The 13,747-nt window shown below is 59.5% G+C and carries 13 protein-coding genes; 5 read left to right on the forward strand and 8 right to left on the reverse strand.

Going from position 1 to position 13,747, the window contains the following annotated elements:
* Window positions 1–210: 210 nt before the first annotated feature.
* The 4 genes from CKW15_RS12875 to CKW15_RS12890 form a co-directional block, all read right to left on the reverse strand.
* On the reverse strand, window positions 211–2,262 hold the full coding sequence (locus tag CKW15_RS12875) for a bifunctional diguanylate cyclase/phosphodiesterase (protein WP_095057076.1): 2,052 nt from the start codon (window positions 2,260–2,262) through the stop codon (window positions 211–213).
* A 331-nt stretch (window positions 2,263–2,593) separates the two neighbouring features.
* Entirely contained in the window at window positions 2,594–3,190 is a 597-nt protein-coding gene (locus CKW15_RS12880; RefSeq protein WP_095057077.1) for a superoxide dismutase, read from the reverse strand.
* 176 nt (window positions 3,191–3,366) lie between these two features.
* On the reverse strand, window positions 3,367–3,969 hold the full coding sequence (locus CKW15_RS12885; protein ID WP_095057078.1) for a LysE/ArgO family amino acid transporter: 603 nt from the start codon (window positions 3,967–3,969) through the stop codon (window positions 3,367–3,369).
* A gap of 6 nt (window positions 3,970–3,975) precedes the next feature.
* Complete coding sequence (locus tag CKW15_RS12890) at window positions 3,976–4,377, reverse strand: ACT domain-containing protein (RefSeq protein ID WP_095057079.1); 402 nt, start codon at window positions 4,375–4,377, stop codon at window positions 3,976–3,978.
* Between the two features lie 95 nt (window positions 4,378–4,472).
* On the opposite strand from CKW15_RS12890, the gene CKW15_RS12895 reads away from it, so the two are divergent.
* The 4 genes from CKW15_RS12895 (at window position 4,473) to CKW15_RS12910 (ending at window position 8,395) form a co-directional block, all read left to right on the forward strand.
* A complete protein-coding gene (locus CKW15_RS12895; protein WP_095057080.1) occupies window positions 4,473–5,366 on the forward strand; it encodes a LysR family transcriptional regulator ArgP in 894 nt (297 codons plus the stop codon).
* 54 nt (window positions 5,367–5,420) lie between these two features.
* Entirely contained in the window at window positions 5,421–6,413 is a 993-nt protein-coding gene (locus CKW15_RS12900; RefSeq protein WP_095057081.1) for an NAD(P)-dependent oxidoreductase, read from the forward strand.
* Window positions 6,414–6,530: 117 nt separating this feature from the next.
* The gene (locus tag CKW15_RS12905) at window positions 6,531–7,409 is read left to right on the forward strand and encodes an ATPase (RefSeq protein WP_095057082.1); all 879 of its coding nucleotides are present in this window, start codon (window positions 6,531–6,533) and stop codon (window positions 7,407–7,409) included.
* 137 nt (window positions 7,410–7,546) lie between these two features.
* A complete protein-coding gene (locus CKW15_RS12910; RefSeq protein ID WP_095057083.1) occupies window positions 7,547–8,395 on the forward strand; it encodes a cache domain-containing protein in 849 nt (282 codons plus the stop codon).
* Window positions 8,396–8,508: 113 nt separating this feature from the next.
* On the opposite strand, the gene CKW15_RS12915 is transcribed toward CKW15_RS12910, so the two are convergent.
* Together CKW15_RS12915 and pobA are read right to left on the reverse strand one after the other, a co-directional pair.
* Window positions 8,509–10,026, reverse strand: coding sequence for an MDR family MFS transporter (locus CKW15_RS12915; protein WP_095057084.1), 1,518 nt, complete (start codon window positions 10,024–10,026; stop codon window positions 8,509–8,511).
* A gap of 78 nt (window positions 10,027–10,104) precedes the next feature.
* Window positions 10,105–11,289 (reverse strand): 4-hydroxybenzoate 3-monooxygenase, encoded by a 1,185-nt coding sequence (pobA, locus tag CKW15_RS12920; protein WP_177408782.1) that lies wholly within the window; start codon window positions 11,287–11,289, stop codon window positions 10,105–10,107.
* Between the two features lie 190 nt (window positions 11,290–11,479).
* Here pobA and CKW15_RS12925 point away from each other — a divergent pair, with 190 nt between their 5' ends.
* Complete coding sequence (locus CKW15_RS12925; protein WP_095057086.1) at window positions 11,480–12,376, forward strand: helix-turn-helix domain-containing protein; 897 nt, start codon at window positions 11,480–11,482, stop codon at window positions 12,374–12,376.
* Window positions 12,377–12,385: 9 nt separating this feature from the next.
* Here the strand turns inward: CKW15_RS12925 and CKW15_RS28475 are convergent, their stop codons facing one another.
* Both CKW15_RS28475 and CKW15_RS12935 read right to left on the reverse strand, forming a co-directional pair.
* On the reverse strand, window positions 12,386–12,562 hold the full coding sequence (locus tag CKW15_RS28475) for a hypothetical protein (RefSeq protein ID WP_177408776.1): 177 nt from the start codon (window positions 12,560–12,562) through the stop codon (window positions 12,386–12,388).
* A 202-nt stretch (window positions 12,563–12,764) separates the two neighbouring features.
* Window positions 12,765–13,670, reverse strand: coding sequence for a LysR family transcriptional regulator (locus CKW15_RS12935; RefSeq protein WP_218232050.1), 906 nt, complete (start codon window positions 13,668–13,670; stop codon window positions 12,765–12,767).
* Between the last annotated feature and the right edge of the window lie 77 nt (window positions 13,671–13,747).

Genomic DNA, 13,747 nt, shown 5'->3' on the forward strand with positions numbered 1-13,747 from the left:
GGCGCTGTCTAAGCGCAAAACTGCGACATAATGCAAATCTTTCGCATTATGTGTAAAGGGTTGCAGGTGGAAATATTTCTTATTCATGGGGCTGCAAGCTCACTCTGTAGGAGCGAGCTTGCTCGCGATGAACGTGGGGACAGCGCGTTTTTTCAGGCTAAACGCATCATCATTCACGACCATCGCGAGCAAGCTCGCTCCTACAGGGGGTTACAAGATAGCGGCGTTGGTGCGCTGGGCCTGCTTCAAGTAAGCGCTCAGTTCCCTTGATGGCAGGGGCTTGCTGTAAAAGTAACCCTGACCTTCATGGCAACCTTCCGAGATGATGTAGGCCTCTTGCTCAGCGGTTTCCACGCCTTCGGCAATCACCTGCATGCCCAGGCTCTTGCCCAACTGGATGATGGCCCGAACGATGGTTGCATCGTCGTCGTCATCGAGCAGATCCTGAACGAAGCCCTTGTCGATCTTGATCTTGTCCAGCGGCAGGCTTTTCAGATAGCTCAAGGACGAGTAGCCCGTACCGAAGTCGTCGATGGCAATCAGCGCGCCGGAGCGACGCAGGCTGAGCAAATGCTGGGCTGCGGTGCTGATGTCTTCCATCAGGCCGGTTTCGGTGACTTCGAGCTCGAGGCTGCGTGGCGGCAGGCGGTACATCTGCATCAGGTTGTTGACCACCCGTGGCAGCTCGGCGTGGTGCAACTGTACGGTAGACAAATTGACCGCCATGCGCAGGTCGCTGAAGCCCAGGTCGTGCCACTCGCGCAATTGCTTGCAGGCCTGATCCAGCACCCATTCCCCAATGGCAATGATGGTGCCGTTCTGTTCGGCCAGCGGGATGAATTGGTCGGGTGGCACCAGCCCGTGGTCGGGGTGCTGCCAGCGAATCAACGCTTCGACACCGACCACCCGGTGATCGCGATAACTGATTTGTGGTTGATAGACGAGGTAGAACTGGTTGCGGGTCAGCGCATCACGCAGGTCTTTTTCCAGTTCGCGGCGTCGCCGCATTTCGGTGTCGACGCTGGCGATATAGAACTGATAACGGTTGCGCGAGCGGGTCTTGGCCAGGGTCATGGTCTGCTCGGCTTTCTGCAACAGCTTCTCGGTGCTGTCGCCGTCCTCCGGGAACAGGGTGATGCCGATGGTGGCGCGCAGGCGGATCTCCTGATGATCGAGGGCAAACGCCGCTTCCAGGTCATCGAGAATGCTTTGCGCCAGTTCGGCAGCCTCGTAGGGCTGCTCGATATCGGCCTGCACCAGGGCGAACTGGTCGCCACCGAGGCGGGCGAGGGCGCCTAGACGCCCGCTATGACCACGCAGCCGATCGGCCAGGGCCAGCAGCAACTGGTCACCGGTCTGGTAGCTGAATTGTTCGTTGATGCCTTTGAAGTCATCGAGCCCGACACACAACACAGCGACCCGCCGTTGCAGTTTGCCAGCGTCAATGAGGATCCTGTCCAGTTGCGTTTGCAATTGCTGACGGTTCGGCAGGCCGGTGAGGAAGTCATACTGGGCCATGCGCAACAGGCTGTTTTCTGCTTCATGGCGCAGGTGGGTGTTGCGCTCGATGGATTCGAGCAACTGGTTGGCGGTGTTGATCCAGATCCCCAGTTCGTTTTTCTCATGTCCCTTGAGTTGCGGGATTTTGTGTTCGCTGGGGCGGTCCGGGTTGATTTCCGTCAGGTGCTCGATGATCCGCGACAGTGGTTTGGTCAGCAGCCAGTGGTAGACCAGATACAGCACTAACCCCATCGCCAGGGCGCGCAATACGCCGGAAATGAAGATGATCACCGAGCTGACAATGAACCCCTGGCCATAGGTGGCGGTATCGAGGGTAATGCTCAGGTCACCGTAGTACTCGCTGTACGGACCGCGTCCTACCAGTTGGGTGGTGAACGTGCGCTCCTTGCCCAGGATCAGGTCGGTCAGCCAACGAGTATTGGACTGCTGCAACTCGCGGGACTTTTGCGCGAGCATGGCTTCATTGGGATGGCCGATGGAGGCCTGGCGCACGGCATCGTCCTGAAACAGACCTTCGATAACCTGCATGCCCATTTCCCTGTCCAGGCTGTAAACGGCCTGGGTCGAGGGATCGCGAAACATGTCGAGGATGCGGTCGGCGTCGCCGGCGACGGCCTGGCGTGTGTTATAGGCATCGAAAACAATCTGCGCGCAGCTCAAGACCACGCCGACGATCAATGCCGACAGGAGCACGACCCGGAGCAACTTCACCGACAAGCTGTTCTTGAGTTCCAGCTTCAAAGGGTTATTCCTTGTTCCGTGCGGGTAGCATCAAGTTGCCATGAGTATTGGCAATCCCGTGATGCCAGTCAAAGGGACAATCATCCATGGGAAATTTTGCCTGCAGCTTGGCCGATATGCAGCATCTGAAACCATTAGCCTATCGCACTGTGTCGGTTGTCGAGTCCTTCAACTTGAGGGGGAGGTGCAGATATTTTCCATGTGTTTGATGTTAGCCCCCTGTGGCGTGGGGGCAAGGGCGATAACGCCTGTTTCAATGTCGGAAAATGTCCGTGGCATCAGGCGAAAAAAAACCCGGCATGAAAGCCGGGTTTTTTGACTGGCGTCGAGCTTAAGCGGTGAAGGTTTTGCCTTCGAACTGCTCAGCCACGAACTTCCAGTTGACCAGGTTCCAGAACGCCTCGACATACTTCGGACGAACGTTGCGGTAGTCGATGTAGTAAGCGTGTTCCCAGACGTCGCAGGTCAGCAGCGGGGTGTCGCCGTTGGTCAGCGGGTTGCCGGCGCCGATGGTGCTGGCCAGGGCCAGGGAACCGTCAGCCTTTTTCACCAGCCAGCCCCAGCCGGAACCGAAGGTGCCGATGGAGGTTTTGCTGAACTCTTCCTTGAACTTGTCGAACGAACCGAAAGCCGCGTTGATGGCTTCAGCCAGCGCGCCGGTTGGTTGACCGCCAGCGTTTGGCGCCAGGCAGTTCCAGTAGAAAGTGTGGTTCCAGACCTGAGCGGCGTTGTTGAAGATGCCACCCGAGGAAGTCTTGACGATTTCTTCCAGGGTCTTGCCTTCGAACTCGGTGCCTGGCACCAGGTTGTTCAGGTTCACGACGTAGGTGTTGTGGTGCTTGTCGTGGTGAAATTCCAGAGTTTCCTCGGAAATGTGCGGCTGCAGAGCATCGTGTGCGTAAGGCAGTGGCGGCAATTCGAAAGCCATGGTGAATCTCCTAATCAGGTCAGGTGCGGTGAGCGCAAGGCCGATCACGGGCGGCCAGACAAGCGCCGGGGAGTTTGTACTCTTTGCGGCGCAGGTGTCGGATCATAGCACCGGGGTTGCGGCATAACCACGCAACAACTGTGTGGAATAGAGGTTCCAGAGCCTTTTGGAATAACTTATCCGGCGCTGATCAGCTGGAACGCTACCGCGAACATCATCACCGCGACCAACAGGTCGAGAATTCGCCAGGTGCTCGGGCGGGCGAGCCAAGGGGCCAGCCATGCCGCGCCGAGTGCCAGGGTGAAAAACCACAGCAGCGATGCACTGGCGGCGCCCACCACGTAGGCACCGGGTTCTGTTTGCTGGGCACCGAGGGAGCCGATCAGCAGAACGGTGTCCAGATAGACATGTGGATTGAGCAACGTCACCGCCAGGGCGCTGAGCATGACGGCGCGCAATGAACGCACGGTCTGATTTTCACCCTGTTGCAGGCTCTGACTGGAAAAGGCCCGACGCAGCGCCTGGCTGCCGTACCAGATCAGGAATGCCGCACCGCCCCAGCGGGCAATCGCCAGCAACGTCGGATTCTGCGCCAGCACCGTCGCCAGCCCGAACACGCCGGCGGCCACGAGCAGGGCGTCACAGGCTACGCACAGTGCTGCGACCGGCAGGTGATGCTCACGCCGCAAACTTTGCGCCAGCACAAACGCATTTTGGGTCCCGATCGCCATGATCAGGCCGAAGGCCACCAACAGGCCGTTCACATAACTTTGCCACATTGCGTTTTACTCCCCGTTGGCCGCCAGGTCCCGCAGCACTTGCACGGCGCGCTCGGCGTCGGCCTGGCCGACAAACAAATGGTCGTGGAAGTAGCCGGCAATCACGTTGCAGCTGATACCGGCCTTGCCCAATGCCGTGGCGAACGCGGCAGTCAGTCCAACGGCTTCGAGGGCCGAGTGCACGTTGAGGGTGATCCAGGCCGCGATGTAGTCGAAGCTGAATCCGGCCTTTTCGGCGTGGGAGCGTTCCAGAATGACGGTCAGGCCTTCCTGTTCGCGAAAACTGCCGATGATGTCCAGACCCGCAGGCAATGTCCCGTCACGCAGGGTGCAGAACACATACTCGCCGGCGTTGAGTTGCGGGCTCATGCTGCGCAGCAGCGTTGCCAATGAAGTTTCGCCAGCCATGGGGGGATCCTTGTTCAAGAGTTCTTGTCGGGCATTCTCCGTGCGAAAGCTGTATAAGAAAAACCAATCATGCTGATCGCTCATTAGGAAAACTGATGTTCGACTATAAATTGCTTTCCGCGCTGGCAGCGGTGGTAGAACAGGCCGGTTTTGAACGGGCAGCCCAAGTGCTGGGGTTGTCGCAGTCGGCGATTTCCCAGCGCATCAAATTGCTGGAGGCACGGGTCGGCCAGCCGGTGCTGATACGCGCCACGCCGCCCACCCCGACTGAAATCGGGCGCCGACTGCTCAATCATGTGCAGCAGGTGCGGTTGCTTGAACGGGATTTGCAAAGCTTGGTGCCGGCGCTCGATGAAGAGGGCTTGCCGGAACGCCTGCGGATCGCCTTGAACGCCGACAGCCTGGCGACTTGGTGGGCGCAGGCCGTGGGGGATTTCTGCGCGCAGGAGAAGGTATTGATGGATCTGGTGGTCGAGGACCAGACCGTCGGCCTCAAGCGCATGCGTGCCGGTGAAGTGGCAGCCTGCCTTTGTGCCAGTGAACGCCCGGTTGCCGGGGCGCGCAGCGTGCTGTTGGGGGCCATGCGCTATCGCGCATTGGCCAGTCCGGCGTTCATTGCCCGGCACTTTCCTGACGGCGTACGCGCCGATCAGTTGGCCCGAACCCCGGCGCTGGTGTTTGGCCCGGACGATTTCCTGCAGCATCGATATCTCGCTTCGCTTGGCGTCGATGGCGGCTTCGAACACCACTTGTGCCCGTCGTCTGAAGGATTCATTCGCCTGACTGAAGCCGGGCTCGGCTGGGGACTGGTTCCGGAATTACAGGTGCGCGAACAACTGGAACGCGGTGTTTTGCTGGAGCTTTTGCCAGATAAGCCGATCGATGTGCCGCTGTACTGGCATCATTGGCGCAACGGCGGTCAACTGCTGGGTTTACTCACGGATCAATTGGTGCGCGCGTCGAAGCAATGGCTGGTGCCGTTGGACTGACGGGCAGCGTCAAGACCTCACGCAATACGCAAAACGAAATATTCGGAGCACTACATGAAAATTCTGGTTACCGGCGCAAGCGGCTTCATCGGCGGGCGCTTTGCGCGTTTCGCCCTGGAGCAGGGCCTGGACGTGCGGGTCAACGGTCGCCGGGCCGAGAGTGTGGAGCATCTGGTGCGCCGCGGCGCCGAGTTCATCCCGGGTGACTTGAGCGACCCGGAACTGGCGCGCGAACTGTGTTCTGACGTCGAGGCCGTGGTGCACTGCGCTGGCGCCGTCGGTTTGTGGGGGCGTTATCAGGACTTTCATCAAGGTAACGTCCAGGTCACCGAAAACGTGGTCGAAGCGTGTCTGAAGCAGCGGGTTCGGCGGTTGGTGCACTTGTCGTCACCGTCGATCTACTTTGATGGCCGCGACCACGTGGGCCTGACCGAAGAACAGGTGCCCAAGCGCTTCAAACACCACTATGCCGCGACCAAGTATCTGGCTGAGCAAAAGGTCTTCGGTGCCCAGGAGTTCGGCCTCGAAACCCTGGCCTTGCGTCCGCGTTTCGTCACCGGCGCCGGCGATATGAGCATATTCCCGCGCCTGCTGAAGATGCAGCGCAAGGGCCGCCTGGCGATCATCGGCAACGGCCTGAACAAGGTCGATTTCACCAGCGTGCACAACCTAAACGAAGCGTTGCTCAGCAGTTTGCTGGCCACCGGCTCTGCCCTGGGCAAGGCCTACAACATCAGCAACGGCACGCCGATCCCCTTGTGGGACGTGGTCAACTACGTCATGCGCCAGATGGACGTCCCACAGGTCACGCGTCACCGTTCCTTCGGCCTGGCTTACTCGGTTGCCGCACTCAACGAGGGCGCGTGCAAGCTGTGGCCGGGGCGTCCCGAGCCGACGCTGTCGCGCTTGGGCATGCAGGTCATGAACAAAAACTTCACCCTGGACATCAGCCGCGCCCGGCATTATCTGGATTACGATCCGAAGGTCAGTCTGTGGACGGCATTGGATGAATTCTGCGGCTGGTGGAAGGCCCAGGACATTCGCTGACGAACAGCTGCCGGTCGCCTGTTGAACCGAGGACCGGGGATCAGGGTCAATGGTTGCGGTCGTGAGGGTTATACTGCACGGCACAAAGCCATCATCTGTTTCACAAAGGTTGATTCAATGTCCATGCGTAACGATGCCAACGACGACTTCGACGACGTACCGAGCCTGCGTGCAGACGTCCTCGATGACGATGATTTTCCACCGACCACTCGCAAGGTCGTGCACTCGCGTACGGCGCCGGTGGTCAAGGTCAAGGCCGCGAGCACCGGGCCGCTGTGGGCATTGGTCGGCGCGTTGTTCTTTGCGTTCGCGGGCCTTGCCTGGTGGAGTTTTCAGCAGATTTCGCTGATGGAGCAGCAATTGGTGGCGACCCAGGAAAGCTTCGCGCGAATCAGTGAGGAAGCGGCGGGTCGTTTGCAGGACATTTCCGGCAAGGTGGTCGCCAGCCAGACAAACGTCACCACCGACAGTGAAGCCCTGAAGCTGCAAATCAAGCAACTGGAAAGCAGGCTGCTGGAGCAGACCACGCAACAGCAGGGCGTTGCAGGCCAGGCATCGGACCTCGACAAGCGTCTGGCGCAGATGACGGCACAAACCGCCGAACTGGATAAGCGCCTGGCACAAATGGCAGCCCAGAACACCGAGCAACAGACCGCCAACACGCAATTGCAGGCGCAGGTCAAAGCACTCGGCAGTGAATTGACCACGCTGAAAAATGCTCCGGCGGATGCCGAAAAATTCGATGCGCAATTGAAAAGCCTGGGCGCCGATATCGTCGCACTGAAAAAACAAGGCAACCCAAGCGCCGCCATCGAGCGACTGGAGCAGGACATCCTGATACTCAAAAGCCAGCAGGACAATCGCCCGGCAGCGCCACAAGGCGGGTCCAGCACCGCCGAGTTCGATGCGTTCCGCGGCCAGGTCACCCGCAACATCAATACCCTTCAGGCGCAGATCCAGAACCTGCAACAGCAATTGCGCGCCCGGCAACAGTAATCGTCTGTTCAGTGAGTTTTTGTGCCGAGCGAGCTTGCTCCCTCGGCACAAAAACCATCCTCATGTTTCCTGAATATCCATACATCCCCCATTGCCGTCTACGCTCTTGAAACACCAACAGGAACGAGGGACACGCAATGGGGTTTCTGCAAAAGTTGACCTGGCTCTGCGGCATGCTTGTGCTGTGCCTGGGCCAGGCGCAGGCCGCCGGTACCGAGAAGGAAGACAGCAAGGCTGCCATCGCCTTGCTGGAAAAGGCCTTGGCGTACTATCACGAGAATGGCGACAAGGCCTTTGCGGCCTTCAGCCGTCAAGGCGAGTTCGTCGACAAGGACCGGTATGTCTTCGTGCTCGACACCAAGGGCGTCATGCTCGCCAGCGGCGGGCCGTCCGCCGCGTTGATTGGCCGGGATGTGTCGGAAACCCTTGGGCCGGATTTGCAGAAAACCTTCAAGGATGCCTTGAAAGTACCGGAGGGCAATGGCATTCAGCAGGCGGAGTATCGCTGGCAGAACTGGGGCGACGGCAAGGTCGAGCGCAAACACGTGTACTACCAGCGCGTCGGTCAACGGATTCTCGCGGTCGGTTACTACCTGCCACGGGCGTCAGCCGAGCAAGCCATGGCTTTGTTGAACAAAGCGGCAACCGATCTGGCCAAGGACGAAAAGGGCACGCTGACGGCGATCAATTCCCTCAAGGGCGGGTATTTGCAGGACGACCTCTATGTGTTTGTTGTCGACCTGGACACCCAGCGGTATGTGGCCCATGGCACCAACTTGCGGCTGATCAACACCGATTTCAACAAGGTTGAAGATCCGGAAGGCAAACCGGTCGGCGAGCCGATTCTGGCGCTGATGGCTAAACAGGATTACGGCGATTACGAGTACCGCTGGAAAAACCCGGTGACCGGCAAGGTCGAGAACAAGCATGCGTACCTGAAGAAGGTCGGGCACTTCCTGGTGGCGGTCGGGTATTACAGCCCTTGAATCGTGGTGCCTGTCAGACCGCCTTCGCTGGCAAGCCAGCTCCTACAGGGAATCAGGCGTCCCTCGCACTTCGTAGGAGCTGGCTTGCCAGCGAACGCCGCAACGCGGTCTGTCTAGCGCGCCTTGTCCTCACGCCCACGTAACAACAGGTTCGGCATCGCAATTGCCGCCGCCAACCCCAACAGCGACACGACCGCGCTGACGATCAGCAAGTGCCGGAACGTCAGCAGCAGTTCCGCGCGCAGGGCGTCTTGCGCATCCCCCGGTGCAGCGTTCAAACCATCCAGCAACACATTCCCTGAATGCCCTTCGGCAATCAGTGTCGAGCCGGCCAGATGGGCGAAGCTCGAATCCTGCAACAACGCCAGCAGCAGCGCCGACATCAACGCCACACCCACCGCGCCGCCCAGTGAACGGAACAGGTTGGTGGTGCTGGTGGCCACACCGATATCACGCTGTTCCACCGAATTCTGTGTGCCCACCAATGAAGTCGGGAACTGCATGCCCGAGGCAATCCCGCAGAGCAACATGAACAGGCTGCTCAGCACAAACGCCTGGGGCGGACTGAAAGCCATGCCCAGAATCGAGATCGGCATCAGCACAGCGCCGGTGAGGATCATGGGTTTGTAGCGCCCGGTCACAGACGTGCGGCGCCCGGCGAAATAGGCACCGATCGGCAAGCCCATGGCCAGCGGCAGCAAGTGCAGGGCCGCGCTGTCGGCACCAGCACCGGTCACGCTCTGAAAGCGCAGCGGCATCAACACGATCAACGAAATCGCCTGGAAACTGGTGAAGAAAATCGTGCACCAGCACAGGATCGCATTGCGGTTGGCGAACAGATGCATGGGCAACAATGGCTCTCGCGCCCGACGTTCGTGGACCACGAACAGCCCCAGTACCAGCACTGCACTCGTCAGCAGCGCCAGCACTTCGGCGCTGCGCCACGAATGGCCCTGGCCGACTTGAGTGATGCCGAGTAGCAACGCGGTCAGGCCGATGATCATCAGCAGGGTGCCGAGGTAATCGATGATCGGTTTGCGTTGCGGGACCGGCAGGCCGACCAGCGTGCGATGGGCCACCCACCATGCGCCCAGGCCCAGCGGCAGGTTGATCAGGAACACCCAGCGCCACGACAGGTACTCGGTCATGTAGCCGCCGAGCACCGGGCCGGCCACACTCGCCACCGCATACATGCTACTGAAGTAGCCCTGATAGCGGCCACGTTCCCGGGGCGGCACGATGTCGCCGATGATTGCCTGACTCACGGAAATCATCCCGCCAGCGCCGATACCCTGAAGAATCCGCGCCAGCACCAATTGCTCCATGCTCTGGGCCATGCCGCAGAACACCGACGCCAGGGTGAACAGGCCCATGCCGAACAGCATCAACTTGCGCCGGCCGTACAGGTCACCCAATTTGCCGTAGATCGGCACGGCCACCGTCATCGCTACCATGTAGCCGGAAATCACCCAGGCCAACAGGCTGACGTCTTTGAATTGCGCAGAAATGGCCGGCATCGACACGGCGACGATGGTCTGGTCCAGGGCGCCCAGAAAGATCGCCAGCATCAGCGCGATCAGCACGCTGCGGATGGCCGGTTTGGGCGTTTCAGGCTGGTGGAGATTGGTCACGGGAAAACCTGCGGGCAGAGATTGACCCGCAAGCCGCAAGGCGAGCGGGGATGCTCGCCAGTGTAAGTCGATAGCAGGCTATTCGATAGCCTCGTACGGAAGGCCGACGTAATTTTCTGCAATGGTTTTGCGACCCGCTTCAGAACCGACAAAGTATTCCAGCTCCGATTCGGCAATGCGTTGGCTGAACGCATCGTGGTCGTCGAAACGGTGCAGCATCGACGTCATCCACCAGGAAAACCGTTCGGCCTTCCACACGCGACGCAGGCAGATTTCCGAGTACTTCTCCAGCAAATCGAGGCGATCTTCGCGGTAAACCTTGACCAGGATGTTGAACAGCGTGCTGACGTCGCTGGCCGCCAGGTTCAGACCCTTGGCCCCGGTGGGCGGGACAATGTGCGCGGCGTCACCGACCAGGAACATCCGCCCGTACTGCATGGGTTCGACGACGAAACTGCGCAGCGGCGCGATGCTTTTTTCGATGGACGGGCCGGTCACCAGTTTTTGCGCAAGCTCGACCGGCAGGCGGCTTTTGAGTTCGTCCCAGAAGCGTTGATCGGACCAATCCTCGACATTTTCGTCTGCGGGCACTTGCACGTAGTAACGGGTGCGCGTCGACGAGCGCATGCTGCACAGGGCAAAACCGCGCTCGTGGCGGGCGTAGACCAATTCTTCGTGGACCGGCGGCGTGTCGGCCAGAATCCCCAGCCAGCCAAACGGGTAGACGCGTTCGAACACCTTCAGGCATTCGGCGGGAATCGATTGCCGAGCCACGCCGTGGAAGCCGTCGCAACCGGCGATGTAGTCGCAATCGACCCGATAGGTTTCGCCATCCTTCTCAAAAGTGACAAACGCCTCATCGGTTTTCATGCCGTGGGGAACGACGTTGCTGGCCTGGTAAATCGTCTGCGCGCCCACCTCCCGACGAGCATCCATCAGGTCGCGGGTGACCTCGGTCTGGCCGTAGATCATCACGGTCTTGCCGCCGGTCAACGCTTGCAGATCAATGTGCACCTGGCGCCCGTCGAGGGCCAGTTCAAAACCGCCGTGGACCAGGCCTTCGGCGTCCATGCGCTGACTTACACCCGCCTGGCGCAGCAGCTCTACCATGCCTTGTTCGAGCACACCGGCGCGGATTCGGCCGAGCACGTAATCGGGGGTTTGACGTTCGAGAACGATGGTGTCGATGCCGGCGTTGTGGAGCAATTGGCCGAGAAGCAAGCCGGAGGGGCCAGCACCGATAATGGCAACTTGGGTTTTCAGTGTTTTCATTGTTCTTATGACTCGCAAGCTCCACGCGACCAAGGCCGGTGAATTATTTTTATGGATCGAGTGTTTGCATTTTTCACTTGCGAGTCTGTCAATTGAAGGTGAAAACTGAGCCGATAGCTGTACATTCTGCCAATCGGTGCGATTATCGCCCCAGATCAACCCCGAGGCCTGGATTGAAGTGATGAACAAGCCTGACCTGCCTTCGATTCCGGTGTTCAAGCTCTACGGTGAAAGCCTGGATTGGCCCACCCCGGACTTGCTGCACTGTGAAACCATTTCCAAACGCAGCCGCGAACATCATTGGGAAATCAAACCCCATCGCCATGCCGATCTGTGTCAGCTGCTTTTCGTCTTCAAAGGCCAGGCAGAACTTGAAATCGAAGGCCAACGCACGCAACTGAGCGAACCGGCGATCCAGATCCTGCCGCCGCTTTCGGTGCACGGCTTTCGTTTTTCCGAGGATGTGGAAGGTTTCGTGGTCACGTTGGCGGCGCCACTGATCGCCCATTTGCAGGTGCAACTGGGGCATTCGGTGAATGCCCTGGCCCAGTCTGAAAGTTACCCGGCCGGCAAAGATGCCGAGTACCTTAATAGCCTGTTCAGTGCGTTGCAGAACGAATACACCAGCCACCAACCGGCGCGGGAAATGCTCATGCATTCGCTGGTCAGCGTGATCATGGTGTGGGTCAGCCGTCAGGTGATCCAGCGACGCACTGCCATGGCGCGACCGCAGCGGGCACGGGAATACCTCAACGGGTTTATTCAGCTGGTGGAAGAGACTTATCGCCAGCACGTCAAGGTCGAGGACCTGGCGCATCGGCTGGGGATTTCCGTCTCCCACCTCAATGGCACGTGCCGTGAACTGGCGGGGCAACCGGCATTGCAGATCATGCACGAGCGGCAATTGCTGGAGGCCAAGCGTTTGCTGACCTACACCAGCATGACCATTTACGAAATGTCCGATGTGTTGGGGTTTTCTGATCCGACCAACTTCACACGCCTGTTCCGACGTCGAGTGGGGATCTCGCCAAAGGCGTTCCGCGACCGCTTGAAGGCCGATCAGGGCAACGAGACCTGATCCCCTTCGTTATCGGAGGGCGTTGAGGGTCGCGTTGTGAGGAATGCAGTGCTCGTAATTGCAGCTCGCGGCCTCACGGGGCAGATTACGCAACTGCTCGACACGCCAGGCAGCAGCGCCATACAGCCCGAGGGTGACGGCGCAGGTGACGAAAATCGCGAGGTATCTTCTTGTTCTGATGTTCACGGCATTAACCTCTGAACGAATACCTTTCGGTATTACTTTGAGCATAGGTCAACGCGGGTGAGTTACCAGCCATGGCGCGGCATTCAGAGCGCTGATGCCCCTTGTGGGAGCTGGCTTGCCAGCGAAGAGGGCGTGTCAGTCACCGTTGATGTTGTTTGATACGCCGCTATCGCTGGCAAGCCAGCTCCTACAAGGTCGGTGTTTACAAATACGCGTCCCATTGCGGTTCTTCCGGAAATCTGATCACCAGAAAATCCAGCAGACTGCGCAGCGCCGTCGGCATGTGTTTGCGTGAGGCATACACGGCGTACACGCTCATCTCTCGAGGTTCGGCTGTGGATAACAGTCGCACCAGTTCACCGCTGTGGATGTGCACCCCCGCCTGATACGTCGGCAACATCGCCACCCCGGCACCGGCCATCGCAGCGCGCAGCAACGTGCTGGCTTCATTGGCGCTGATGTTGCCGTGCACCGGTACCGAAACCTGCTCGCCGTCCTGCTCGAAATGCCACAGGCTTTTGCCGAAATAGGAATGGGTGAGGCAGTTGTGCTGGCTCAGGTCTTCTACCCGCTGCGGTGCCGGGTGCTCGCGCAGATAAGCCGGAGAAGCGCAGATCACTGAGCGACAGACTGTCAGGCGGCGGGCGATCAGGTTCGGGTCCAGGTCATTGCTGGTGCGGATCGCCAGGTCGATGCGCTCATCCACCAGGTTCACCGTGCGGTCGAGCATCTGCATGTCGATGCTGACGCCGGGGTAACGCTTGACGTAAGCGGCCATGGCATCGGCCAGTTGTGCCTGGCCGAACGAAGTGCTGACGCTGATCCGCAACAATCCACGTGGGGCATCGTCCGGGACGCTGACGGCGGCCTGCATGTCGGTGGACAAGTCGAGCATCTGCCGACAACGCGGCAGCATTTCGCTACCGGCGGCGGTCAGGCTCAGCTTGCGCGTGGTGCGGTGCATCAGGCGTGCGCCGACCCAGTCTTCCAGTTCTGCCAGATACCGCGAAACCACTGGCCTCGACAGCTCCAGATGATCGGCGGCAGCCGACTGACTGCCGAGGTCGACCACCGTGACGAACACACGCATTGCTTGTAGACGATCCATGATTTGCCCGATTTCAGAAACAAACTATGTCCAAGGATCGCATTTTTTGTACTGAGTCAGGCAACTAAGCTCCCTCC

The sequence above is a fragment of the Pseudomonas sp. Irchel s3b5 genome (assembly GCF_900187435.1).
Taxonomy (GTDB): Bacteria; Pseudomonadota; Gammaproteobacteria; order Pseudomonadales; family Pseudomonadaceae; genus Aquipseudomonas.

Excerpts from the sequence above, each read along its gene's own strand:
- CKW15_RS12880 (WP_095057077.1), bottom strand. The coding sequence starts at position 3,190 with ATGGCTTTCGAATTGCCGCCACTGCCTTACGCACACGATGCTCTGCAG.
- CKW15_RS12885 (WP_095057078.1), bottom strand. The coding sequence starts at position 3,969 with ATGTGGCAAAGTTATGTGAACGGCCTGTTGGTGGCCTTCGGCCTGATC.
- CKW15_RS12890 (WP_095057079.1), bottom strand. The coding sequence starts at position 4,377 with ATGGCTGGCGAAACTTCATTGGCAACGCTGCTGCGCAGCATGAGCCCG.
- CKW15_RS12895 (WP_095057080.1), top strand. The coding sequence starts at position 4,473 with ATGTTCGACTATAAATTGCTTTCCGCGCTGGCAGCGGTGGTAGAACAG.
- CKW15_RS12900 (WP_095057081.1), top strand. The coding sequence starts at position 5,421 with ATGAAAATTCTGGTTACCGGCGCAAGCGGCTTCATCGGCGGGCGCTTT.
- CKW15_RS12905 (WP_095057082.1), top strand. The coding sequence starts at position 6,531 with ATGTCCATGCGTAACGATGCCAACGACGACTTCGACGACGTACCGAGC.
- CKW15_RS12910 (WP_095057083.1), top strand. The coding sequence starts at position 7,547 with ATGGGGTTTCTGCAAAAGTTGACCTGGCTCTGCGGCATGCTTGTGCTG.
- CKW15_RS12925 (WP_095057086.1), top strand. The coding sequence starts at position 11,480 with ATGAACAAGCCTGACCTGCCTTCGATTCCGGTGTTCAAGCTCTACGGT.
- CKW15_RS12935 (WP_218232050.1), bottom strand. The coding sequence starts at position 13,670 with ATGGATCGTCTACAAGCAATGCGTGTGTTCGTCACGGTGGTCGACCTC.